Source organism: Streptomyces sp. AM 4-1-1, assembly GCF_029167625.1.
Taxonomy (GTDB): Bacteria; Actinomycetota; Actinomycetes; order Streptomycetales; family Streptomycetaceae; genus Streptomyces.
The window spans coordinates 5,993,588-6,017,341 of the sequence record NZ_CP119145.1; the positions used below are offsets into that span (position 1 = coordinate 5,993,588).

Genomic DNA, 23,754 nt, shown 5'->3' on the forward strand with positions numbered 1-23,754 from the left:
ACCGGGGCATGCGAGGACCGGGCAGGCGGCGCGAAGCGGTGAACCCCGGGCAGGGACCCTGTCGCCGGGGCCTGTCTCCCGGAGATGGTGAAAATGCCTGGTGAGAAGGGAGTTGTTCGGACGATACTCGGCGGGTGTTCCTGACGATCAGTACGACCGGCACCCCGGAGCGTCCCGCCACCGATCTCGGCCGTCTGCTGCACAAGCACCCCGAGAAGGCGCAGAGGTTCTCCACGTCCCACGGCACCGCGCACGTCTTCTATCCCGAGGCGTCGGCCGAGCACTGCACGGCGGCGCTGCTGCTGGAGGTGGACCCCGAGGCGCTGGTGCGGCGCGGCAAGGGCAAGGGGCGGGGCGGCGCACCCGACGCGGTGCTCGCGCGGTACGTCAACGACCGCCCGTACGCTTCCTCCTCGTTGCTGTCCGGCGCGGTGTCCACGGTCTTCAGGTCCGCGCTGAACGGCGTCTGCCACGCGTTGCCCGAGCGGGCGCGCTCGCCCATCCCGCTGCGCATCGAGGTGCCCGCCCTGTCGGCACGCGGCGGCGCCGAGCTGGTGCGGAAGCTGTTCGGGCCGCTCGGCTGGACGAGGGTGGACGCCGAGCGCGTACGGCTCGACGAGCGGTTCCCCGAGTGGGGCGACTCGCGTTGCGTACGGCTCGTGCTGGAGGGCGAGGTGCGGCTCGCGGACGCGGTGCGGCAGCTGTACGTCCTTCTGCCGGTGCTCGACGACGCCAAGCACTACTGGGTGGCGCCCGACGAGGTGGACAAACTCCTCCGGGCCGGTGAGGACCGGCTGGCCGAGCACCCCGAGCTGAAGCTGATCACCAGCCGCTGTGGGTCCCGGGCGCCGGGGGCCGACCCGGGAGGCGGTGCGGCGGCTCGAACTGGCGCGGCTCGCATGACCCCGGAGAACGACCGGAAGAAGGAGGCGAGGGCCGCGTGAGCAGCACCGACAACGACACGAACACCCAGCACGGCGACACCGGCGTCGGTGCCGACAACGCCGGTGCCGACGGCGTCCGTGAAGACGGCATCGGCGACGACCGCGTCGGTGACGGTGCGGACGGCCGCCGCGCGCGCACGCTCCCGGTGACCGACCTCTCCCTCGTCGTCCTGATCGGGGCCAGCGGTTCCGGCAAGTCCACCTTCGCCCGGCGCCACTTCAAGCCCACCGAGATCATCTCCTCGGACTTCTGCCGGGGCCTGGTCGCCGACGACGAGAACGACCGGAGCGCCGACCGCGACGCCTTCGACGTCCTTCACCACATCGCGGGCAAGCGGCTCGCCGCCGGACGGCTGACCGTCGTCGACGCCACCAACGTCCAGACCGAGAGCCGCAAGCAGCTGGTGCGGCTGGCCCGTGAGCACGACGTGCTGCCCATCGCCATCGTCCTCGACCTGCCCGAAGAGGTCTGCGCGGCGCGCAACGCGGCCCGCCCCGACCGGGCCGACATACCGCGCCACGTCATCCAGCGCCACCGCGGGGAACTGCGCCGCTCGCTGCGCGGGCTGGAACGCGAGGGCTTCGGCAAGGTGCACGTTCTCCGCGGCGAGGAGGAGGCGGACACGGCCGAAGTGGTGCTGGAACGCCGCTACAACGATCTGCGGCACCTCACCGGCCCCTTCGACATCATCGGCGACATCCATGGGTGCGCCTCCGAGCTGGAGACCCTGCTCGGCGCGCTCGGATATGCGGACGGGGCACACCCCGAGGGGCGTACGGCCGTCTTCGTCGGCGACCTCGTCGACCGCGGCCCCGACAGCCCCGCCGTGCTGCGCCGCGTGATGGGCATGGTCTCGGCGGGGAACGCACTGTGCGTCGCCGGCAACCACGAGCACAAGCTCGGCAGGTACCTCAAGGGCCGCAAGGTCCAGCCCACTCACGGACTCGCCGAGACCATCGAGCAGCTGGAGCGCGTGGACGCCGAGGACCCGACGTTCCGGGAGCGGGTGCGGGAGTTCATCGATGGGCTCGTCAGCCACTACGTCCTGGACGGCGGCAGGCTGGTCGTCTGCCACGCCGGACTGCCCGAGAAGTACCACGGACGCACCTCGGGGCGGGTCCGTGCGCACGCGCTGTACGGGAAGACGACCGGCGAGACCGACGAGTTCGGGCTGCCCGTCCGCCACCCGTGGGCCGAGGAGTACCGGGGCCGGGCCACCGTCGTCCACGGCCACACCCCCGTGCCCAGCACCTCCTGGGTCAACAACACCATCTGTCTGGACACCGGAGCGGTCTTCGGCGGCCGGATGACCGCGCTGCGCTGGCCGGAACGCGAACTGGTCGACGTACCGGCCGAGCGGGTCTGGTGCGAGCCGGTCCGGCCCCTGCGGACGGAGGCGCCCGGCGGCCGGGAGGACCGCCCGCTCGACCCCCGCCTCTGAGATTCCCGCCGCTGACGGCCCCCACCTCTGATCGGCTCTCGCCTTCGATCGGCTCTCACCGCGTACGGCCGTCGCGCACCCTGTCCGCGACGGCCGTACGCGGAATCCGAGGGTGTCCCGCCGGGTGAAGGGCGCTTCCCGAGGTGAGGATGGGGGCATGGGATTCCATGTCGACTCCGAGACCGGGCGGCTGCGCCGCGTCATCCTGCACCGCCCCGATCTTGAGCTGAAGCGGCTCACCCCCAGCAACAAGCACACGCTCCTCTTCGACGACGTGCTGTGGGTGCGCCGCGCCCAGGAGGAGCACGACGGCTTCGCCGAGGTGCTGCGCGGGCGTGGCGTGCGGGTGCACCTCTTCGGCGACCTGCTGCGCGAGTCGCTGGAGATCCCGGTGGCCAGACGGCTGGTCCTCGACCGGGTCTTCGAGGAGAAGGAGTACGGTCCGCTCGCCACCGAGCACCTGCGGGCCGTCTTCGAGGAGCTGCCGGCCGCCGAGCTGACCGAGGCGCTGGTCGGCGGGATGACCAAGCGGGAGTTCCTGGACCGGCACGCGGAGCCGACCTCCGTCCGCTTCCATGTGATGAACCCGGACGACTTCCTGCTCGACCCGTTGCCGAACCACCTCTTCACCCGGGACACCTCGGCCTGGATCTACGACGGGGTGTCCATCAACGCCATGCGCTGGCCGGCCCGGCAGCGCGAGACCGTCCACTTCGAGGCGATCTACCGGCACCACCCGCTGTTCACCGGTTCCGACGCGGGCGTCTTCCACCACTGGTCGGAGGGGCAGGACGACTACCCGTCCACCATCGAGGGCGGTGACGTGCTGGTCATCGGCGAGGGCGCGGTCCTGATCGGGATGAGCGAGCGCACCACCCCGCAGGCGGTGGAGATGCTGGCCAGGGGGCTGTTCGACGCGGGGTCGGCCCGGACCATCGTGGCGCTGGACATGCCGAAGCGCCGGGCCTTCATGCATCTGGACACCGTGATGACGATGGTCGACCGCGGCACCTTCACGCAGTACGCGGGCCTCGGGATGCTGCGCTCGTACACCATCGAACCGGGCACCGGCCCCCGCGAGCTGAAGGTCACCGACCATCCGCCCGAGCACATGCACCGGGCCATCGCCGCCGCCCTCGGCAGGGACTCGATCCGGGTCCTCACCGCCACCCAGGACGTCCACGCGGCCGAGCGGGAGCAGTGGGACGACGGCTGCAACGTCCTCGCCGTCGAACCGGGCGTCGTCATCGCGTACGAACGCAACGCCACCACCAACACCCATCTGCGCAAGCAGGGCATCGAGGTCATCGAGATCCGGGGCAGCGAACTCGGCCGGGGCCGGGGCGGCCCGCGCTGCATGAGCTGCCCGGTGGAGCGCGATCCGGTGTGACGCGACCTGGTGTGACGCGACTCGGTGTGACACCCCCCACCCGTCGGCCCCGCTCACCAAGCTCACCCCGTTCCCTGATCCCGCCTGATCCGGACGGAGACCCCGGGCGGCGGCGGACGGCGGAACCCGGGAACCCCTGTATAGCGATGCAGTGACTCGTATAGACTTCCAGGATCTACGTATCCGCCACCTGTCGACCCAGGAGCAGCCACCATGGCCATAGACCTCGCAGGCCGCCACTTCCTCAAGGAGCTGGACTTCACGGCCGAGGAGTTCCGCGGCCTGATCGAGCTGGCCGCCCGGCTCAAGGCCGCCAAGAAGGCGGGCACCGAAGTCCAGCGGCTGCGCGGCAGGAACATCGCCCTGATCTTCGAGAAGACGTCCACCCGCACGCGCTGCGCCTTCGAGGTCGCCGCCGCGGACCAGGGCGCGTCCACCACGTACCTCGACCCCTCCGGCTCCCAGATGGGGCACAAGGAGTCGGTCAAGGACACCGCACGCGTCCTCGGCCGCATGTTCGACGGGATCGAGTACCGCGGGGACAGCCAGGCGGCCGTCGAGGAGCTGGCCGCGTACGGCGGCGTGCCCGTCTTCAACGGACTGACCGACGACTGGCACCCCACTCAGATGCTCGCCGACGTCCTCACCATGACCGAGCACTGCGACAAGCACCTCGGCAGGGGGAACGGCGGTGGGGGTGGCGAGGCGATCGCCTTCGCCTACCTCGGCGACGCCCGGTTCAACATGGGCAACTCCTACCTCGTCACCGGAGCGCTGCTGGGCATGGACGTCCGGATCGTCGCGCCGAAGACCTACTGGCCGTCGGCCGACGTCGTCGCGCGGGCCCGTGAACTGGCCGAGAAGAGCGGCGCGGTCGTCACGCTCACCGAGGACATCGCCGAAGGGGTCAGGGGAGCCGATTTCGTCGCCACCGACGTCTGGGTCTCGATGGGCGAACCGAAGGAGGTCTGGGGCGAGCGGATCAAGGCCCTCGGGCCGTACGCCGTGACGATGGACGTCCTGCGCGCCACCGGCAACCCCGAGGTGAAGTTCCTGCACTGCCTGCCGGCCTTCCACGACCTCGGCACGAAGGTCGCCCGGGAGATCCACGCCGAGCACGGTCTGACCGAGCTGGAAGTGACCGACGAGGTCTTCGAGTCCGCGCACTCGATCGTCTTCGACGAGGCCGAGAACCGGATGCACACGATCAAGGCCGTCCTCGTGGCGACGCTCGCCGGGAGCGAATGACGAGCGGAGGGCGGCGAGCGTGGGCGGCGAGCGGTGGGCAGCGGTGCGTGACCCCGCCCGTCAGTTCTCGTCGTCCGGGGTCCCGGAACCGGCCGGGCCCGGGGCGGAGTGCGGTGCGGGCAGGGTGAACCACACGGCCTTGCCGTGCTCCGTGGTGCGGTGACCACAGGCGGAGCTGAGCGTCCGGATCAGCAGCAGCCCGCGGCCGTGCTCCTGCCAGGGGTCCGGCTCGCTGCCCGGCCCGGGACGCGAGAGGTCGCCCGGCGGCGCCGGGTCGCGGTCGTGGACCTCCACCTGGCAGCCGGTGGGCAGCAGCTCCACCACCAGCTCGATGGGCTGGTCGCTCTCGGTGTGCTCGACGGCGTTGGCGACCAGTTCCGCGGTGAGGAGTTCGGCGGTGTCGCAGTCGGCAGGGGCGTCGATGTCCGCCAGCGCGGTACGGATGAGGGCACGGGCGACGGGCACGGCCGCCGTGGAGTGCGGCAGTGCGATACGCCAGGAGGAGGGAATGGGGACGTCGGGCGGCAAGGCGGGTTCCGTTCCGGAGTGCAGGACTTCCTGGTTCTCAACCTTACGAAGCGCGACGACCCGGGCAAGAGGCGGTCGACCGGTACGAATGGGACCTTCGCCACTACGGCCCCACGTCCCGCCTACCCGGGATGCGCGGGTCGAGACACGTACGAGTGACGGAGCCGGGCCGCGGAGAGCGGCCACGGAAGGGACCGCCCCCGTCGGGGTACGCGGTACGCGTCCCAGCACACAGGCCCGGCCGCCGGTGAGGGCGACCGGGCCTGTCGGGGGACGGGGTCCGGCGGTGACGCGGCCGGCGTGGTCCGGCGGCGGGCGGCGGCGCCGGACCGGCCGGGTTCAGTACGCCTTGACCAGCACGTGGGCCGAGCCCGGGATGCCGATCTTCAGCAGCTCGTCCTCCTCGGGCGTGGTGGGCGTACCGGTCTCCTGCTTGAGCACGGCGCGCGACATCCGCTGCACCCACATCGCCCGCGGGCGGCGGCGGGCCTCCCAGGCGGCCAGCGCGGCGGGCACCTGGTCCTCGGAGTCCAGCGACTCGGCGAGCACCAGCGCGTCCTCGACCGCCATGGCCGCGCCCTGCGCGATGTGCGGGGTGCTGGCGTGCGCGGCGTCACCGGCCAGTACGACCCGGCCGACGTGCCACGGCTCCTCGACCGTCACCTGGGAGATCCGCGAGTACACCACGGCCTCCGGTCCCGGGATGGCGCCCAGGGCCTCGGCGACCGGTCCGGAGAACGCGGAGAGGCGCTCGGTGAGCTGTTCGTGGGCGCGCTCCGGGTCGGGCCGGAAGTCCTCGCGCTCCGCGAACACGGCGCCCAGGTACATCAGGTCCCGCGTGATCGGGGTGAGCAGTGCCTTCGCGGTCGGGCCCGCGGTGCTCATCACCACGCCCTGGACGCGGGGCTGACGCGGTACGGTCACCCGCCAGTTGGCGAAGCCCGTGTACTCGGGGGCGAACCGGTCCCCGTACAGCCGGCCGCGCAGCGGCGAACCGATGCCGTCGAAGCCGACCACCAGGTCCCAGCGGCCGGTGGAGCCGTCGGAGAGCGTCACGTCCACGCCGGAGCCGTCGTCGGTCAGCTCGCTGATGGTGGAGCCGAACCGGATCGTCACCCCGGCCGCCGTGGCGGCGGCGCCGAGCACCTTGGCGAGCGCGGGGCGCGGGATGCCGTTGTTGGAGGGGGCGTCGCCCATCCGGGGCTGCGGGATCTCGGCGATCGTGGCGCCCGTCGGGTCGGCGATCGTCAGGACCTCCCACTCGAAGCCCGCCTTGAGGCAGTCGTCGAGCAGGCCGATCTCCCGCATCACGTGCAGGGCGTTGGACGGCTGGATGATGCCGACGCCGAGGGCGTCCAGCTCGTCGCGGAGCTCGGCGACCTCGACGGTGTGGCCGCGCCGGGCCAGGGCGACGGCGAGGGTGAGTCCGCCGATGCCACCGCCGTGTACGAGGACGCGCAGGGGTGTTGCCATCTCAGATATCTCCAGGGCGAACGGTCAGGGATGAGCAGTGGTGAGGGAGGTGTACGGGAGTGCGCGGCCGGAGCCGTCAGCCGGCCGCCACCGGCAGGCTCATCAGGTGGTCCACCAGGGCGAGCAGTACGTCACGGCCGAACGGCCGGTCGCGGACGTCGCCGATCAGCAGCGGGACGTGCGGATCGAGATCGAGGGCGGCCCTGATCTCGTCGGTGGAGCGGGTGTTGTGGCCGTGGAAGCAGTTGATCGCGACCACGAAGGGGATGTCCCGGCTCTCGAAGAAGTCGATCGAGGCGAAACTCGTGTCCAGTCGGCGGGTGTCGGCGATCACCACACCCCCCAGCGCCCCGTTGACCAGGTCGTTCCACATGAACCAGAAGCGTTCCTGGCCGGGGGTGCCGAAGAGGTAGACCACCAGCTCACTGCTGACCGAGATGCGCCCGAAGTCGAGTGCGACGGTGGTGGTGTCCTTCTGGCCCACGCCGGCCAGATCGTCCACGCCGATGCTGGCCTTGGTCAGGTACTCCTCGGTGCGCAGGGGCGCGACCTCGCTGACGGCTCCCACCAGGGTGGTCTTTCCCACGCCGAAACCTCCGGCGATGAGGATCTTGACGGCGGCAGGCGCCGCCTGACTGCTTGTCATCTTGCTCAGAGTCTCCGGAGTCCGTCACGAACGGCGGTCAGCAGGCCCATGTCGGCCCCGCCCGATGCCCGTGCCACCGACAGCGGGGCACGGGCCAGCAGCAGTCCCTGGGAGACCAGATCCGCCAGCAGGATCTTGGTCACCGAGACCGGCAGGTCGAGGTCGGCCGAGACCTCGGCCACGGCGGCCGGGCGGCGGCAGCGTTCCAGGATGTGCCGGTGCTCCGGCTGGAGCCGGCCGGCCAGGAGCGGCATGCCGTGTTCGTCCCTGGGGTCCTGTGTGGTCGTCAGCACGGTGATGAGGGAGAAGTCGTCCCGCTCGGGAGCGGTCCGGCCCCGGGTGATGGTGTACGGGCGGACCATGGTGCCCGCTCCGTCCTCCTCACCGTCCTCCTCGTCCCAGTAGGGGGTCACGCCCGCGGCCCGTCCCCGGTACCGAAGGCGTCGAATTCGCCACGCACCGGGGTGCTCAGCTTCTGGCCGACCTGCTGGACGAGGTTGTGCATGGCCAGCGACATGACCTCGGCGTCCACCTCCTGGGAGGCGACCACGGCCAGGTGGGTGCCCTGTCCCGCCGAGATGATGAACAGCCAGAGATCGGCCAGCTCGACGATCACCTGGTGGACGCCACCGCCGTTGAACAACTGACCGACACCACGGGCGAGGGACTGCTGCCCGGTGCAGATGGCGGCCAGCCGCTCGGCGTTGGACCGGTCGACGGACCGCGAATGGCTCACCACCAGACCGTCGTCGGACAGCAGGACGGCGTTCAGGGTCTCGGCCACCGAGTCCACCAGACCGTCGAGCAGCCAGTCGAGATCCTGGTGGGTGGCGGTTGTGCGTGTCATGACCGTTCTTCTCTCGTAGGGAGGGGGGATGCGGGCGGGTCGGACGGCGCGGTCGGCTCCTCGGACGCCCGTGCGGCGCGGGACCTGCGCTGGAAGGCCCCGATCGCGGCTCCGGCCCGGCGGGGGGCCGGTCGCAGCAGCGGGTTCTCCTCCCAGCTGGGCGGCCTGGGCGCGGCCGACCGGGTGGCGGCCGGGTCGAGCCGGAGCTCGTCCGCGAGGCTGGCCTGCCTGACCCGGCGCGGGAGCGGGGGCTCCCCGCCGGACCCGGGGACCGTGGACCGGTCCGCCGCGCTCTCCAGTTCGGCCCGGCCCGGGTGTCCGGCCACCTCCAGCGACGGCTGCGGGGCGTGCGCGTGGGCGGGCTCCTCGTAGCGCGGCGCGGAACCGAACGAGGCCGGAGGCCCGTAGGACGGCCGGTCGTCGTCGGCCGCCACCGGATAGGACCCGGTGTACGGCTCGTTGTACGGCTCCGACGACGTGTACGGACTGTCGGAGCCGGGGAACGTCTCCTCGGACCCGGGGTACTGGCCCTGGGACGTCAGGTACGGCCGCTCCGGTACCGGGTACTGGCCCTCAGCTGTCATGTACGGCTGCTCCTGGTCGGCGTACGGACCGTCGGCGGTCGCGTACGGGGTCTCGGAGGTGGCGTACGGGTCCTCCTGCCGGCCGTGGTACGAGGCCCCGGAGTCGGCGTACGTGTCCTCGGAACGGCTGTACGCGTCCCCGGCCGCCGGGTACGGGCCGTCGTCGGAGGCGGGGTAGCGCTGGTCCGGCTCCTGCTGCTGGTACGGCCGGTCCGGCTCCCGGTATGCCTGGTCCGGTTCCTGGTACGACCGGTCGGACTCCTGGTACGGCTGGTCCGGCGCGGTGTACGTCGCCGTGGACCGCTGCGACGAGGACTGCTGCTGGGACGAACGGTCGGGCTGGATCAGCGTGGTGACGTCGGCCAGCGCCTGTCCCTGGACGCGGGTGGGCAGCTCGCCCGGCTCCGAGGGCGCGGAGCCGCCGGACGCCTTGCCGGACCTGGGCCCGGAGCGCGACGGCCCACCGGCCGACGACGTGTCCGCCGCGGCCATCGCCGGGACGGCCACCGGGCGCCCGTGCGGTTCGGGAACAGTCAGCTCGTCGGGGACGAGCACGACGACCCTGGTGCCGCCGAAGGCCGACTGCCGGAACTCGACGCGCAGACCGTACTGGTCCGCGAGGCGGGCGATCACGTACAGACCGAGACGGATGTCCTCGGAGTGCGCGAGCACGTCCATCCGGGGCGGGCGGCTCATCAGCTCGTTGGCCTCGGCCAGCTGGTCCTCCTCCATCCCGAGCCCGCGGTCCTCGACCTCGATGGCCAGACCGCGGCTCACCTTGGCGGCCCGCACCTCGACCGGGCTCGGCGGCCTGGAGAACGTGAGCGCGTTCTCGATCAGCTCGGCGAGCACGTGGGAGACGGGACCGACGGCCCGTTCCGACAGCCAGGGGGCGCCGTCCAGGTCGAGCACCACCCGGCGGTAGTCCTGCACCTCGCCCTGGGCGGAGCGCATCACGTCGAGCAGCGGGACCGGCTTGCGCCACTTCCGGTGCGGTGAGCCACCGGACAGGATCACCAGGTTCTCCTCGTACCGCCGCAGACGGGCGGTGAGGTGGTCCAGGTCGAAGAGGCCGTCGAGGACCTCGGGGTCCTCGTGCTTGCGCTCCAGCTCGTCCAGCTTCTTCAGCTGCTGACCGATCAGCTGCTGGGTGCGGCGCGCGATGCGCTGGAGCAGCCGTTCGAAGCCGCGGTGCTGGTCGGCCTGCTTGACCGCGGCCTGGAGGGCGCTGGTGCGCGCCAGGTTCAGCGCGTCGCCGAGCTGGGTCAGCTCGTCGGCCTTGCCGCCCCGCTTGTCGCTCTCGATCGCGCGGGCCTCGGCCGCGACGTCGATCCGTTCGCCCTGGCCGAGCCGTTCGACGACGTCGGGGAGGGTCTTCTCCAGCTCCTCGGCCCGCTCCTGGAGACGGCGGATGCGCCGGCGGAGGTTACGGGTGAGGCGCCAGGTCGTCAGGATGACGGCGATGACCGCGACCAGGCCGACCACGGTGGTCAGCACCATCTTGAGCAGCAGGGAGATGACGCTTCCCTTGCCGTTCTCCACGACCAGGTCGGTGCGGTGCTCCAGCAGCTTCACGAGCTGGGGGGTGAGCTGGTCCATCGCCGTGCGCCAGGTCTCCTGCTTCACGCCGACCGGGACGAAGCCCGACGAGTCGGGCTCGACCGGGCGCAGGACCTTCTCCTCCGCCTTCGTCTTCGCCTTCCACGCCGGACCGTTGACGATCTCCTCCCACATCGCCTTCTCGTCGGAAGGGAGGTAGGGGACGACCTTCGTGGAGTACTGGAACGACTGCCCCGAGACGGCCTGCCGGATCTCCTGGAGGTCGTCGGTGCTCAGCTCGCCCTTGGACCAGCCACGGGCCATGAGCGCGTCCGTGCGGGAGATCATCTCCTTGGTCCAGAACAGGTCGACGAGCGGCTGGGAGAGGGTCGTCACCTTGCCGTTGTCGACGTGGCTGAGCGCCGTGAACAGCTTGAGGTCGACGGCGATCAGGTCGGTGTAGTAGCGGTACACCGCTTGCTGCTGCTTGTTGTCACCCTCGTCCACCAGGGTGCGCTGCGCGGGGAGTTGGTTGATCGCGTCGCGGGCCTGACTGACCGCGTCCTTCACCTCCGACGGGGCGTCGTCCGCGGTGACGCCGGAGAGCGACTGGAAGGTCTTGATCGCCTCGTCCGTGAGCGCGCGCTGCTTGTCCAGCTCTTCGGTGGTGCCTCCGGGGCGGGCGAGAGCGTCCGCGCTGAGGCGGCGCTCCTCCTGCAGGTTGTAATACACGATGTTGGACGGTTGGCCGGCTTGCTGGGCCAACTGTCCCTGGGCTGCCTGGCGTTGGAAGTCGAGCAGAGTCTGACCACTGGTGACTGCCCAGAGGGCTGCCAGTGCGACACCGGGGACGATGGCCAGTACGAGCAGGGCTGTCCGCAGCGACATTTTGGTCGAGTCGGTCCGCCGTGACGCGCGCGTGCGCAGGGCATGCTCCTTGACGTGGTGCCAGTCTCACGACTGATCAAATCCGTTTAGAACTTCGACAGATAGATATTAGTCACACTGCAAATAGAGATCGAAAGCGGGCCCAGGCGCACAACACCGGTCACCCGCAAGGACTCCACACCTGTTCCTCCCCATAAGGGCACAACTCGCCCCGGCGAGCCGCCTTGCCGTACTCGCCCCGGTCGGGTATTCGACGTCCGGCGTGCGGTGAGGTGCCGTGACCGGGGCAGCGAACGGGTCGGCGGACGGGGTCGGTGCCGGAGACTCCACCGCCCGGTCGACCGGCCCGGGCGATCCGACCCGGATCGCTCCGTGTGACCGCCCCCCGGACGGGGCACGCGCCCCTCTGCGGTCGACCGGCCGACCGGTCGACCGACCGGCTGTGCCCGGTGACCGGTCCCGGGGGCGAACCCGGGACGGAACGACGCGAGGAACGGTGCGAGGGGCGGGGCGATGCGGGTGAGCGGTACGACACGGGCGGAGCGAGCGGCACACCCCCGCGCGGCGCGCCGGACGGGTGAATCGGTTCGGGCGATATATCTGTATTCGGTGCCCATCATTCGCGCTGTCCTCGCCAGGCCGGGGGCGCCTGTTCCGGCCCCGGCCGGGACGACGGCCCGGGCCGGGACGACGACCCGGGCCCCGGCCGGCAGGTCCGGCAGGTCCGCTCCGGCCGGGAGTCCGGCCCCGGCCGGGGGATTCGCTCCGGCTCCGACCAGGACGCTCCGCCCGTTTCCCGCCGGGACAGGCGTCGGAGCCGTATGACCGCGCTCGTCCTCTGCCACTTCGTCCTCGCCGCCTTCGCGGGCCCGCTCGTCCGGCGGCTCGGCAGGCGTGCCTTCGTCGTGCTCGCGCTGCCACCGGCCGCCACCACCGTCTGGGCGGTCACCCAGTGGGGCAGCGCGGCGTCCGGCTCGGCCCTCACCTGGTCATGGCGGTGGATGCCGGCGTACGGCGTCTCCGTCGACCTGCGCCTGGACGCGCTCGCCGAGCTCATGGTGCTGCTCGCGGCGGGCGTCGGCACCCTCGTCATGCTCTACTGCGCCTCGTACTTCACCGACGGGACCCCGCAGCTGGCCCGGTTCGCCGGGAACCTGCTCGCCTTCGCGGGCGCCATGCTCGCCCTCGTCCTGGCCGACGACCTGATCCTGCTCTACGTCTTCTGGGAACTGACCACCGTCTTCTCGTACCTGCTGATCGGGCACGGCAGCGAGCAGAAACAGAACCGCAGATCCGCGCTCCAGGCGCTCGTCGTCACCACCCTCGGCGGCCTCGCCATGCTCGTCGGCTTCCTGATCATCGGTCAGGCCGCCGGGACCTACCGCGTCTCCGCGATCGTCAGCGATCCGCCCGAGGCGACCGCCGCCGTGTCGGTCGCCCTGGTGCTCGTGCTGTGCGGGGCCCTGTCGAAGTCGGCGATCTGGCCGTTCAGCCTCTGGCTCCCGAACGCGATGGCCGCGCCGACCCCCGTCAGCGCCTATCTGCACGCCGCGGCCATGGTCAAGGCGGGCGTCTATCTGCTGGCCAGGCTCGGCCCCGGCTTCGCCGACGTCCCCGTCTGGCGTCCCGTCGTCCTCGTGCTCGGCGCCGCGACCATGCTGCTCGGCGGCTGGCGGGCGCTGCGCCTAAACGACCTCAAGCTCGTCCTCGCCTACGGCACCGTCAGCCAGCTCGGCTTCATCACCGTCCTCGCGGGCGCGGGCAACCGGGACGCCGCCCTCGCCGCAGCCGTCATGATCCTGGGGCACGCCCTCTTCAAGGCCCCGCTGTTCCTCGTCACCGGCATCGTCGACCACGCCACCGGCACCCGGGACCTGCGCCGTCTCTCCGGCGTCGGCCGGGCACTGCCGTGGGTGTGCGCGGTCGCGGTGACCGCCGCCGCCTCCATGGCCGCACTGCCCCCGCTGCTCGGCTTCGTGGCGAAGGAGGCCGCCTTCGAGGCGCTGCTGCACGGGGATCTCGCCGACCGGTGGACGCTCGCCGCCACCGTGGTGGGTTCGGCCCTGACCGTCGCGTACACCGCCCGGTTCGTCTGGGGCGCCTTCGCCCGGAAACCCGGCGTCGAGAACACCCCGACGCACTGCGTCGGCCCGGCGTTCCTCGCACCCCCGGCCCTGCTGGCCGTCTGCGGGCTCGCGCTGGGCCCCGGCGTCGGACTGACCGACCGGCTGCTGAGCACGTACGCCGACTCCTTCCCGGCCTCGGAGCACCCGTACCACCTGGCGCTCTGGCACGGTCTCGGCCCCGCCCTGCTCCTTTCGGCCCTGGCGTGGGCGGGCGGCGCGGTCCTCTTCGCCGGGCGGGCCACCGTGATCCGGCTGTCGCGGCGGATCGCCTGGCCGACCGCAGACCGGGTCTTCGGTCATCTGCTGCTCGGTCTGGAGCGGGTCGCGCTCCAGATCACCGGTTTCGTCCAGCGCGGCTCGCTCTCCGTGTACCTCGCCACCAGCCTGCTGGTGATGCTGGGCGGGCAACTGGCGGTGCTCGGCAACGACCGGCCCTGGCACGGAGCGGCGGCGCCGCGCCTGTGGGACGCGCCGCTCCAGGGCGCGGTGGCCGCGCTCACCTGCGCCGCGGCGCTGTGCTGTCTGACCGTCAGCCGCCGGATGAAGGCCGTCGTGCTGGCCGGACTGACGGGTTACGGGGCCGCTCTGCTGTTCGTCGTGCAGGGCGCCCCGGACCTGGCGCTCACCCAGTTCTGCGTCGAGACGGTCTCGATGATCGTGTTCGTGCTGGTGCTGCGCCGGATGCCGGTGCACTTCCAGGAGTCCGTCAGCACCTGGCGGCGGGCCACGCGGGTGCCGGTGGCGCTGGCCGCTGCGACCACCCTCGGCGTGGTCGTGTGGGTCTCCGCCGCCGCCCGCACGGCCGATCCGGCGGGTGCGGCCATGGTCGACGAGGTCCGGCACCACGGCCTCAAGGACGTCGTCGCCACCATCCTGGTCGACCTGCGCGCCTGGGACACCATGGGGGAGTCCGCGGTGCTGGCCGCCGCGGCGATCGGGGTGACCAGCCTGATCTATCTGCACCGCCGCAGCGACGGAACCACCCTGCGGGAACAGCCCGGCGGCCGGACGGCCTGGTCGCTCACCGCCCCCGGGGCGAGCGGCGGGCCGCAGGGCGACGAGGGAGCGCCCGAGCGCAGCTGGCTCGCGGCCGGCTCGACGCTCGCCCCCGAACACCGGTCGGTCGTCTTCGAGGTGGTCGCCCGGCTGATCTTCCACCCGATCCTGGTGCTCTCGCTCTATCTGCTGTTCTGCGCGGAGAACCTGCCGGGCGGCGGTTTCGTGGCCGGGCTCGTCGCGGGCGTCGCCCTGATCACCCGGTATCTGGCGGGCGGCCGGTTCGAGCTCGCCGAGGCCGCACCGCTCCAGCCGGGGCTCTTCACCGGCCTCGGCCTGACCGTCTCGACCGGTGTCGCCCTGCTCGGCCTCGTCGACGGAACGGTCCTCCACGCCTGGACCTTCCACGGACATCTGCCGGTGATCGGCGACTACCACCTCGGCACCCCGGTCATCTTCGACTTCGGTGTCTATCTGCTGGTCCTCGGCGTGGTCCTGGACATCGTCCGGGCGCTGGGCGCCAAGGTCGACCGGCAGATCGAACGGGCGGCGGCCGAACTCGCCTCCGCCCCGGGAGGCGGACGCTCATGACGGTCAGCGCCTCGCTCCTCGCCACGGCCACCGTGCTCTGCGCGGTCGGCGGCATCCTGATGCTCACCCGGCCACTCACCCGCATCCTCCTCGGCGCGGTGATCGCGAGCAACGGCATCAACCTGCTCCTCCTCGCCGCCACGGGCGTCGCGGGGGAGGCGCCGCTGCTCTACCCCGGCGTACCGCTCCGGAAGATCACCGACCCGCTGCCGCAGGCCATCACGCTCACGGCGATCGTCATCACCCTGGCCACCACGGCGTTCCTGCTCGCCATGGCCTATCGCAGCCACCAGCTGACCGGCACCGACGAGGTCCATGACGACCTGGAGGACCGGCGCATCGTGCTGCGTTCGGAGGTACGGGACGAGCGGGACGAACTGCGCGAGCAGTACCGCTCCGAGTCCGACGTCACGGAGAAGCAGCGTGCCCGCTACCGGCGCGAACGCCACCGCCTCCGCGCCAGGCTCCGCGCGGACCGCGCCTTCCAGGCACGCGGACGGGACGCCTCGGGGAACCTCTGGCACGACGTGCTCGGGGCGGACCCGGAGGACTACGAGCGGGCGGCGGCCGAAGCCGCGAGGAGCGGGAACGGGCGAACGGACACGGACACGGACAGGCACGGGGAGAGGGACGGGGACAGGGTTACGGATACGGATACGGATGTGTCCGGGGACACCGGGCGCGAGGCCGAGGCCGGGCCCGACCCCGACCAGGAACGGGAGCAGGAGACGGACCGGGACCTCACGGAGGGCGCACGCGAGGACGCGGGCCGAACGGAGGACGCCTCCCGGGACGACACCGGGAACGGCGCCGAGAACCGGTCGGGCGGTGCGCATCCGACGGACCCACCGGCCGCGCCCGATACCGACACCGAAGCCGGCTCGGACACCGACACGGGCCCGGACACCGACACAGGGAGAGACACCGGCCCGGACACCAGTACCGACTCCGACGAGGACACCGATACCGGGACGGACGAGGTCACGGGTACCGGGACCGAAGAGGACAGGGGTACCGAGACCAGTACCGACGAGGACACCGACACCGACAGCGACAACCGAGGAGACACCAGGTGAACGCCCTCGTCCCGCTGCCGGTGCTGCTGCCACTCTGCGCCACCGGTCTCAGCCTGGCCTTCGGCACCCGCCTCAAGCGCTTCCAGCGCTTCATCAGCGTCGCCGTGCTCACAGCCGTGCTGGGACTCTCGGTCACCCTGATGATCGGGGCCGACCGGCACGGCCCGCTCACCGTCCACCTGGGCGACTTCGCCCCGCCGCTGGGCATCACCCTGGTCGCCGACCGGCTGTCCGGGCTGATGCTGACCATCTCCTCGGCCATCACCCTCTGCGTGCTGGTCTACTCCCTGGGCCAGGGCATGGCCGACCGGGACGAGGAGACCCCGGTGGCGATCTTCCACCCGGCGTACCTCATCCTGGTCGCCGGAGTCTCCTGCACCTTCCTCTCGGGCGACCTGGTCAACCTGTTCGTCGGCTTCGAGATCATGCTCGTCGCGAGTTTCGTGCTGCTCACCCTCGGTGGCACCGGCCCACGTGTCCGCGCGGGCTCCACCTACGTGATCATCTCGCTCTTCTCGTCGATGCTGTTCCTGACCGCCATCGCCATGACGTACGCGGCCACCGGCACCGCCAACTTCGCCCAGCTCGCCACCCGGTTGAACGAACTCCCGCTCGGCGTGCAGACGCTGATCCAGGCGATGCTGCTGACCGTCTTCGCCATCAAGGCCGCGGTGTTCCCGCTCGCGGCCTGGCTCCCCGACTCCTACCCGACCGCGCCCGCCCCGGTGACCGCGGTCTTCGCCGGGCTCCTCACCAAGGTCGGCGTCTACTGCATGCTCCGTACCGAGACACTGCTCTTCCCCGGCAACCGGCTCGGCGATCTGCTGATGGCCGCCGCGCTGGCCTCGATGCTGATCGGCATCCTCGGCGCGGTCGCCCAGACCGACCTGAAGCGCCTGCTGTCCTTCACCCTCATCAGCCACATCGGTTACATGATCTTCGGGATCGGCCTCGCCACCCGGGAGGCGTACGGGGGCGCGATCATCTACGTCGTCCACCACATCACCGTCCAGACGACCCTCTTCCTGGTGGCGGGCCTCCTCGAACGCCGGGACGGCACCACCGAGCTCACCCGGCTCGGCGGAGTCGCCAAGGCAGCCCCGCTGCTCGCCGTCCTCTTCTTCGTACCGGCCATGAACCTGGCCGGTATCCCACCGCTGTCCGGGTTCATCGGAAAGCTCGGTCTGATGCGGGCCGGTGTCGCCGACGGCGGTGTGTGGGCGTGGCTCCTGGTCACGGGCTCCGCGGTGGCGAGCCTGCTCACGCTGTACGTGATGGCCAAGGTCTGGAACCTGGCGTTCTGGCGGGCGGCACCGCCCGACCGGGCCGAGACCGGCACCGTGCTGGAGTCGGACGACGACAGCGACGACGGCGACGAGGAGCCGGGCGCGGACAGGATGCCCGGTACCGGCGACGAGGAGATCCCGCCCAGGCACCGCCCGGCGGGCCGCGCCGTGGCCGCCACCCTCACCGGCCGCTCCGTGACCACCACGAACCGGCTGCCCCGGACCATGACGGCGGCCACCGGGGCGGCCGTCGCACTCGGTCTGGCCTTCACCGTGCTGGCGGGGCCGCTGACCGCGTTCACCGACCGTTCCGCGGGCGAACTCCTGGCCCGTACCCCCTACATCGAGGCGGTGCTCGGCCGATGAGGAGCCCCATCACCTTCTCCTACCGGAACCAGGGCATGCCCCCGTACAGCTGTCAGTTCGGCGGCGGGCGGCGGCGCCGGGTGCTCGACCTGCCCCTGATCGCCTGGCTCACCTTCATCTGGGTGCTGTTGTGGTCCACGCTGACCTGGGCCAACGTACTCACCGGCATCGTCGTGTCGGTGGCCGTCTGCCTGGCCTTCCCGCTGCCCCAGGTGGACCTCGGGCTGCGGCTGCACCCCTGGGGCATCCTGCGGCTCACCGGATATCTGGCCTGGGACATGTACACCTCGGGGGTGCGGGTCACCCGGCAGGTCTTCGCCGGGTATCCCCACCAGGCGGCTGTCATGGCCGTGCCGCTGCGGTGCCGCTCCGACCTGATGCTCGCGGCCGTCGCCGTCGCCGTCTCGAACGTCCCCGGCGGATCGGTCATCGAGGTACGCCGTGCCACGGCCACCCTCTTCCTGCACGTCCTCGACGCCGACAGCGCCGCCGCCCTGGAAACCGCCCGCCGGTCGGTCCGGCGGCTGGAGGAGCTGACGGTACGGGCCTTCGGCACCAGTGACGAGATCGCCCGTGTCGCCGCGCCGCCCCCGGACGGGCGGCGGGAGGACCACGGCGACCGTGGCCACCAGGACGGCGGGGGGGAGGACAGCACATGAGCGTTCCGGAGACCGTCGATCACGTACTGCTCACCGGGGCGGTCGTGCTGGTCGTCCTCGCGGGCGCGCTGCTGCTCGTCCGCATCTGGAAGGGGCCGTCGATGCTGGACCGGGCGATCAGCCTGGACGTGTGCGCCGCCCTGATCATCGCGGGTCTCGGCGCCAAGTCCGCGCTGGCCCGGGACCCGTACTACTTCCCGATCATGCTCGTGCTGGCGTTCCTCGGGTTCACCGGTTCGGTGGGCATCGCTCGGTTCATCGCCGTACGCGACCGGCCGCCGCCCCGGGGGTCCCGCAGGGCCGACCCGGAAGGGGCGCGCGAGGGCGGGCCGCGTGGGGACGGGCCGCGTGAGGGCGGGCCCGGGACCAGCGGGCCCGATGCCGACCGTCCCGGCCCCGACCGTCCCGGCCCCGAACCCGAACCCGAACCCGAACCGAAGGAGGGTCCGGCATGAGCGTCTGGCTCCAGATCATCGACACCGTGGGCGCGGTGCTGATCTTCATCGGCGCGGCCATCTGTCTGCTCGGTGTGATCGGCATGGTGCGGCTGCCCGATGTCCTCTCCCGCAGCCACGCCGCGACCAAACCGCAGACGCTCGGCATGCTGCTGGTGCTCGTCGGGGTGGCCATGCGGCTGCGCAGCGGCATGGACCTCGCGACCCTCGCCCTCATCGGCTTCTTCCAGCTGATGACCAGTCCGGTCGCCTCCCATCTCGTCGCCCGGTCCGCGTACCGCACCGGTCAGATCGATCACCACGATCTGCTCTTCGACGAACTGGACGAACAGCTGACCGACGAGAACGGACCCCGACGAGAACGGACCCCGACGAGAGCCGGCACCGATGAGAAATGACGGAGCGCCGCCCGGGTGCGCGGGTCGGCGGAGGGCCGTCGGACGGGGCGGCCTCCTCACCCGTGCGGGGCCGCCCCGGAGGCGGCCGGTCCGCGACGACCGGAGACTCGGAGCCCGTGGGCGCCGGGCATCAGCCGACCGGACGCGGGCCCCGGACCGGCGGCGCGGCGGATCACAGGACAGTTCTCGGGCATCGAGGAACAGCACCGGGAGACGGCGGAAGGGTCGAATCGATGGCGGGACCGACACGACAGCCTCGGGTGTCCCGGCGCAGGGGCGGCAGCGAGTCCGTCGACCGGATGACACGCACTCTGCTGCGGCGCCGGAAGAAGTCGTTGAGCGAGCAGGACGTCACCGTCACGGACCCGCCGAAGGTGCGGCGCGCGGTCACGGCGGCGGCGCTCGGCAACACCATGGAGTGGTTCGACTTCGGCGTCTACGCCTATCTCGCCGGAACGCTCGGGAAGGTGTTCTTCCCGTCGAGTTCGCCCGGCGCCCAGGTGGTGTCGACCTTCGCGACCTTCTCGGCCGCCTTCCTGGTGCGTCCGCTGGGCGGCCTGGTGTTCGGGCCGCTCGGCGACCGGGTGGGGCGCCAGAAGGTACTGGCGGTCACCATGATCATGATGGCGATCAGCACCTTCGCGGTCGGCTTCCTGCCCTCGTACGCGACGATCGGGTTCGCCGCGCCGCTGCTGCTGCTCGTCTGCCGGCTGGTGCAGGGGTTCTCCACGGGCGGGGAGTACGCGGGCGCCACCACCTACATCGCCGAGTACGCCCCCGACAAGCGCCGGGGCTTCCTCGGCAGCTGGCTCGACTTCGGCACGTTCATCGGGTACTCGCTCGGCTCCGGGCTCGTGACCGTGCTCACCGCGGTGCTCGGCACCGACGGGCTGACGGACTGGGGCTGGCGCCTCCCCTTCTTCGTCGCGGGGCCGATGGGCCTGATCGGGCTGTACATGCGGCTGAAGCTGGAGGAGACCCCGGCCTTCCAGCGGGAGGAGGAGGCGCAGTCGGCCGCGGCGTCGGAGGGTGATCCGGTCGAGCAGGCCAGGCAGTCGGGCAAGGGGCGGCTCAGGGAGATCTTCACCCGGCACTGGGAGGCGGTGCTCGTCTGCATGGGCCTGGTGCTCCTGTACAACGTCACCAACTACATGGTGACGTCCTATCTGCCCACGTACATGTCCGAGACCCTGGGTGAACCCGAGACCACGGCGCAACTGCTGGTTCTCGGCACGATGCTGCTGGTCGTGCTCACGATCACGACGGTCGGCCGCTCGTCGGACCGCTGGGGCAGGCGGCCGCTGTTCATGGCGGGGAGCATCGCGCTCGTGGTGCTGTCCGTCCCGGCGTTCCTGCTGATCCGCGAGGGCGGCATCCTGCTCCCCGCGATCGGCTGCGCGATCCTGGGATCGTTGCTGGTCTGCTTCGCGGGGACCTCCGCGTCGACCCTGCCCGCGCTCTTCCCCACCCGGCTGAGGTACGGCGCCCTGTCGATCGCGTTCAACATCTCCGTGTCGCTGTTCGGCGGTACGACCCCGCTGTTCGCCTCGGGGCTGGTGGAGGCCACCGGCAACGACATGGTCCCGGCGTACTACCTGATGGTGGCCGGGGTGGTGGGCTTCGTCGCGACGCTCTTCCTGCACGAGACCGCGGGCCGTCCGCTGCGCGGCTCGGGCCCGATGGTGGAGACCGCCCAGCAGGCCCGGCAGCTCGTCGCCCACAGCCGGACGGCGGCGGGCAGACAGGCACGGGACGTGTGGGTGCGGCTGCGTCATCCGTGGGCGCACCGGGCCGGCGACGACGCCGGGCGCGGGCAGGGGCGGGGCAAGGCGCAGGGGTGAGGCAAGGCGCAGGGGTGAGGGCCGAGGGTGACGCATGGGGGGCGGGCATGGGTGAGGGCGGCGAGCCGCCGCTCGCCGCCCTCGTCATACGGTGATGTCCGGCAGGTGGCCCTGCCGGACATCACCGGTGGAACCGGTCGGAAGGGTCAGCAGGCGCCGAGGTCCTGCCAGACGCCCCACTCACCGGTGGTGCCGGGCTCCTCGCCCGTCGTCCACCACTTGGCCTTCCAGTTGTGGCCCTTGTGCGAGACCTGCTGGCTGCCGGTGTAGACCGTGCCGCTGGCCCACGCGGCGGCCGTGCACTGGCTGCCGTTGCCGCCGGTGATGGTCAGCTTGTAGGTCGCGGTGTGGCTGGTGCCGCCGGTGACCGCACCGGTGACGTTGATGCTGTACGTACCCGAGACGGCCGAGGACGTCGTGGCGACGGTCAGCGTCGAGGAACCGCCCGCGGTCACCGAGGTGGGGCTGAGCGAGGCGGTGACGCCCGCGGGGGCGCCGCTGACGGTGAGGTTGACCGTCTTCGCCGTACCCGCCGTCACGGCGGTCTTCACGGTGGAGGTGGCCGAGCTGCCCGCGACGACCGAGCCGCTGGCGGGGGTGGCCGTCACCGAGAAGTCGTTGGCCGGGGGAGTCGTGCTGCCGCTGGTGAACGGCGCGAAGATGTGGGTGAAGTCCCAGGTGTTCTGCTGGATGCCGGAGCAGTCGTCGCGGGCACCGCCACCGGCGCAGCCGCCGTTGTCACGCTGGAGGGCCCAGAACGAGAGGGTGTTGATGCCCTTGGAGACCGCCCAGTTGTAGACCTGGGTGGCGTTGGCCAGGGTGAAGGTCTCGGCCGGTCCGAAGTCGTCGACCCCGGGCATCTCGGTGACGCCGATCATGCCCCACAGCTGCGCCGACGTCTTGGACGGGTAGAGCTTCGCGAGCTGGTTGTACAGCCCCTGCGCCGCCGTCTCGGTGTCGTTGGCCATGTTGTGCGTGGCGTTGTCGTAGTAGTCGAACGTCATGAGGTTCGCGACGTCGACCCGGGCGCCGTTGGTCACCGCGTTCTTCAGCACGGCGAGTCCGCTGGGGGCGAGACCGGAGGTCGTCGTCGGCAGCGTGTAGGAGATCTCGACGGTGCGCCCGTTGGCCGCCGCCCAGTCCTGGACCAGCTTGATGGCCTTGTTGCGCCGGTCGATGCCCGCGCTGTTGTCCAGCGCGTCGACCTCGATGTCCATGTCGAGGCGCGTGACGTCGTAGGTCGTGATGACCTTCTCGTACGCGGCCGCGATCTGGTTGACGTCGGTGCAGCTGTCGGCGATCTCGGTGCCGGTGGTGTCCGCGGTGTAGCCGCCGAACGAGGGGATGACGTCCCCGCCGTTCGCCTGGATGGTCTTGATGTCGCTGCCGAAGGTGCTCTGGGCGATCGGCATGCTGGTGTCGCCGTTCCAGTACGGCGTACACGAGCCCTTGGTGGCCGTCTGGAGGAAGGCCATCGTCAGGTGCTTCGCACCGGACTGGGAGGCCAGCGCGGCGGGGCTCTCGCCGGTCCATGCCTCGAAGTAGGGGGCGAAGACGTGGGCGGGCATCGGGGTGGCGGCCTGGGCGGTGCCGCCGCCGATCGCGGCCAGGCCCGCCGCGGCCACAGCGGTGACGGTCGCGGTGAGGACCGCGCGGAGGGAGCGCATGCGTCTCATATCTGTCCAAGCTGTGAGGAGTGGCCGCCAAACCCCGTGGAGCACGGCGGCGTTGGATACGAGATATCCATGTAGTCAGAGACATGTCAATGGTCTGGACCGAGATAGGACTAGACCAATATCCGGCCATGGGCGCCGTGTTCCAGACCAGCGCGCACCGAGTGGACTAAACCAATCCGCGAGGTAACTTCGGCGGGCCGGCCGCCCGTCGCCGTGCGTCCCCGTCATGACTCCGGCCGCTTCGTCGGCCGCCCGGTCCACTCCTGTGGCGGCACTTCCACGCCACTCGCCGCGCGCCGCCGGGACTCGGCCCCGACTGCCCCGCGCCGCGTGCCGCCGCGGACCCGGCCGGCGCGCCGCCTCGGGCTTTGCCCGTACCCACCGCCGGCCCGCCCGTCGCCGCCCTGGACTCGTCCCGCGTCCAGATGGTTCCGCCGGATTCGCTCCGCCTCCCGGTCGGAATGATTTTTCTGGTCATTCGGTGGCTGTGCGGAGAAATCTGTGCGGAGAAGTCCGTTCGGACCCGATACGCCGACCCTCCGCTCCGTCGCGCTACGGCGATATTCGTTGTCCGACGAGGGGCTCCGGAAGGCTCCTTCCTGTCCCTGGGTAAGTTGTTGCTCCGTGAATCGCCAAAACGGCGCAAATTCGGTGAGCGGTATTCGTTCACCGCACTGGCCGGAACGGCCGTCCGGGGCGGGGATTCCGCATTTTGTGCGGATTGCGGACAGTCGGACAAGGGGCACTCTTCTGTC

At 71.3% G+C, this 23,754-nt stretch carries 14 protein-coding genes and 4 pseudogenes; 11 read left to right on the forward strand and 7 right to left on the reverse strand.

Going from position 1 to position 23,754, the window contains the following annotated elements; translation table 11 throughout:
- Window positions 1-134: 134 nt before the first annotated feature.
- The 4 genes and pseudogenes from PZB75_RS25360 to argF form a co-directional block, all read left to right on the forward strand.
- Window positions 135-900: pseudogene (locus PZB75_RS25360) on the forward strand (3' terminal RNA ribose 2'-O-methyltransferase Hen1); the annotation flags it as partial.
- A 133-nt stretch (window positions 901-1,033) separates the two neighbouring features.
- Window positions 1,034-2,374: pseudogene (locus PZB75_RS25365) on the forward strand (AAA family ATPase); the annotation flags it as partial.
- A gap of 169 nt (window positions 2,375-2,543) precedes the next feature.
- Complete coding sequence (locus PZB75_RS25370) at window positions 2,544-3,776, forward strand: arginine deiminase (RefSeq protein ID WP_275537607.1); 1,233 nt, start codon at window positions 2,544-2,546, stop codon at window positions 3,774-3,776.
- Window positions 3,777-3,989: 213 nt separating this feature from the next.
- The gene (gene argF / locus PZB75_RS25375; RefSeq protein ID WP_275537608.1) at window positions 3,990-5,024 is read left to right on the forward strand and encodes an ornithine carbamoyltransferase; all 1,035 of its coding nucleotides are present in this window, start codon (window positions 3,990-3,992) and stop codon (window positions 5,022-5,024) included.
- Window positions 5,025-5,084: 60 nt separating this feature from the next.
- On the opposite strand, the gene PZB75_RS25380 is transcribed toward argF, so the two are convergent.
- The 6 genes from PZB75_RS25380 to PZB75_RS25405 form a co-directional block, all read right to left on the reverse strand.
- Complete coding sequence (locus PZB75_RS25380) at window positions 5,085-5,552, reverse strand: ATP-binding protein (RefSeq protein WP_275537609.1); 468 nt, start codon at window positions 5,550-5,552, stop codon at window positions 5,085-5,087.
- A 339-nt stretch (window positions 5,553-5,891) separates the two neighbouring features.
- Window positions 5,892-7,025 carry an FAD-dependent monooxygenase gene (locus PZB75_RS25385; RefSeq protein ID WP_275537610.1) on the reverse strand — a complete coding sequence of 378 codons (1,134 nt, stop codon included), beginning with the start codon at window positions 7,023-7,025 and terminating at the stop codon, window positions 5,892-5,894.
- Window positions 7,026-7,101: 76 nt separating this feature from the next.
- Window positions 7,102-7,671: an ATP/GTP-binding protein gene (locus tag PZB75_RS25390; RefSeq protein ID WP_275537611.1), complete on the reverse strand. Its 570-nt coding sequence runs from the start codon at window positions 7,669-7,671 to the stop codon at window positions 7,102-7,104.
- Between the two features lie 5 nt (window positions 7,672-7,676).
- Window positions 7,677-8,033, reverse strand: coding sequence for a DUF742 domain-containing protein (locus PZB75_RS25395; protein ID WP_275538859.1), 357 nt, complete (start codon window positions 8,031-8,033; stop codon window positions 7,677-7,679).
- A 47-nt stretch (window positions 8,034-8,080) separates the two neighbouring features.
- Window positions 8,081-8,518, reverse strand: coding sequence for a roadblock/LC7 domain-containing protein (locus PZB75_RS25400; protein ID WP_275537612.1), 438 nt, complete (start codon window positions 8,516-8,518; stop codon window positions 8,081-8,083).
- The gene (locus tag PZB75_RS25405) at window positions 8,515-11,529 is read right to left on the reverse strand and encodes a nitrate- and nitrite sensing domain-containing protein (protein WP_275537613.1); all 3,015 of its coding nucleotides are present in this window, start codon (window positions 11,527-11,529) and stop codon (window positions 8,515-8,517) included. Before PZB75_RS25405 ends, PZB75_RS25400 begins: the two co-directional genes overlap by 4 nt.
- 821 nt (window positions 11,530-12,350) lie before the next feature.
- Between PZB75_RS25405 and PZB75_RS25410 the strand changes: the two genes are divergently transcribed.
- From PZB75_RS25410 to proP, 7 genes and pseudogenes are all read left to right on the forward strand, one after another.
- Window positions 12,351-15,242, forward strand: coding sequence for a Na+/H+ antiporter subunit A (locus PZB75_RS25410; protein ID WP_275537614.1), 2,892 nt, complete (start codon window positions 12,351-12,353; stop codon window positions 15,240-15,242).
- Window positions 15,239-15,796 (forward strand): annotated as a pseudogene (locus PZB75_RS32085) (Na(+)/H(+) antiporter subunit C); the annotation flags it as partial. The gene PZB75_RS25410 and the pseudogene PZB75_RS32085, both read left to right, overlap by 4 nt.
- A 518-nt stretch (window positions 15,797-16,314) precedes the next feature.
- On the forward strand, window positions 16,315-17,970 hold the full coding sequence (locus PZB75_RS25420) for a Na+/H+ antiporter subunit D (protein ID WP_275537616.1): 1,656 nt from the start codon (window positions 16,315-16,317) through the stop codon (window positions 17,968-17,970).
- Window positions 17,967-18,629 carry a Na+/H+ antiporter subunit E gene (locus tag PZB75_RS25425; protein WP_275537617.1) on the forward strand — a complete coding sequence of 221 codons (663 nt, stop codon included), beginning with the start codon at window positions 17,967-17,969 and terminating at the stop codon, window positions 18,627-18,629. Before PZB75_RS25420 ends, PZB75_RS25425 begins: the two co-directional genes overlap by 4 nt.
- Window positions 18,626-18,907, forward strand: a pseudogene (locus PZB75_RS25430) (MrpF/PhaF family protein); the annotation flags it as partial. The gene PZB75_RS25425 and the pseudogene PZB75_RS25430, both read left to right, overlap by 4 nt.
- Window positions 18,908-19,080: 173 nt before the next feature.
- Complete coding sequence (gene mnhG, locus PZB75_RS25435; RefSeq protein ID WP_275537618.1) at window positions 19,081-19,482, forward strand: monovalent cation/H(+) antiporter subunit G; 402 nt, start codon at window positions 19,081-19,083, stop codon at window positions 19,480-19,482.
- Between the two features lie 299 nt (window positions 19,483-19,781).
- Window positions 19,782-21,323: a glycine betaine/L-proline transporter ProP gene (gene proP, locus PZB75_RS25440; protein ID WP_275537619.1), complete on the forward strand. Its 1,542-nt coding sequence runs from the start codon at window positions 19,782-19,784 to the stop codon at window positions 21,321-21,323.
- 146 nt (window positions 21,324-21,469) lie between these two features.
- Here the strand turns inward: proP and PZB75_RS25445 are convergent, their stop codons facing one another.
- Window positions 21,470-22,999, reverse strand: coding sequence for a glycosyl hydrolase family 18 protein (locus tag PZB75_RS25445; RefSeq protein ID WP_275537620.1), 1,530 nt, complete (start codon window positions 22,997-22,999; stop codon window positions 21,470-21,472).
- Window positions 23,000-23,754: the final 755 nt, after the last annotated feature.

Excerpts from the sequence above, each read along its gene's own strand:
- PZB75_RS25395 (WP_275538859.1), bottom strand. The coding sequence starts at position 8,033 with ATGGTCCGCCCGTACACCATCACCCGGGGCCGGACCGCTCCCGAGCGG.
- PZB75_RS25410 (WP_275537614.1), top strand. The coding sequence starts at position 12,351 with ATGACCGCGCTCGTCCTCTGCCACTTCGTCCTCGCCGCCTTCGCGGGC.
- PZB75_RS25425 (WP_275537617.1), top strand. The coding sequence starts at position 17,967 with ATGAGGAGCCCCATCACCTTCTCCTACCGGAACCAGGGCATGCCCCCG.
- PZB75_RS25390 (WP_275537611.1), bottom strand. The coding sequence starts at position 7,671 with ATGACAAGCAGTCAGGCGGCGCCTGCCGCCGTCAAGATCCTCATCGCC.
- PZB75_RS25400 (WP_275537612.1), bottom strand. The coding sequence starts at position 8,518 with ATGACACGCACAACCGCCACCCACCAGGATCTCGACTGGCTGCTCGAC.
- proP (WP_275537619.1), top strand. The coding sequence starts at position 19,782 with ATGACACGCACTCTGCTGCGGCGCCGGAAGAAGTCGTTGAGCGAGCAG.
- mnhG (WP_275537618.1), top strand. The coding sequence starts at position 19,081 with ATGAGCGTCTGGCTCCAGATCATCGACACCGTGGGCGCGGTGCTGATC.
- PZB75_RS25445 (WP_275537620.1), bottom strand. The coding sequence starts at position 22,999 with ATGAGACGCATGCGCTCCCTCCGCGCGGTCCTCACCGCGACCGTCACC.
- PZB75_RS25370 (WP_275537607.1), top strand. The coding sequence starts at position 2,544 with ATGGGATTCCATGTCGACTCCGAGACCGGGCGGCTGCGCCGCGTCATC.
- PZB75_RS25405 (WP_275537613.1), bottom strand. The coding sequence starts at position 11,529 with ATGTCGCTGCGGACAGCCCTGCTCGTACTGGCCATCGTCCCCGGTGTC.
- argF (WP_275537608.1), top strand. The coding sequence starts at position 3,990 with ATGGCCATAGACCTCGCAGGCCGCCACTTCCTCAAGGAGCTGGACTTC.
- PZB75_RS25385 (WP_275537610.1), bottom strand. The coding sequence starts at position 7,025 with ATGGCAACACCCCTGCGCGTCCTCGTACACGGCGGTGGCATCGGCGGA.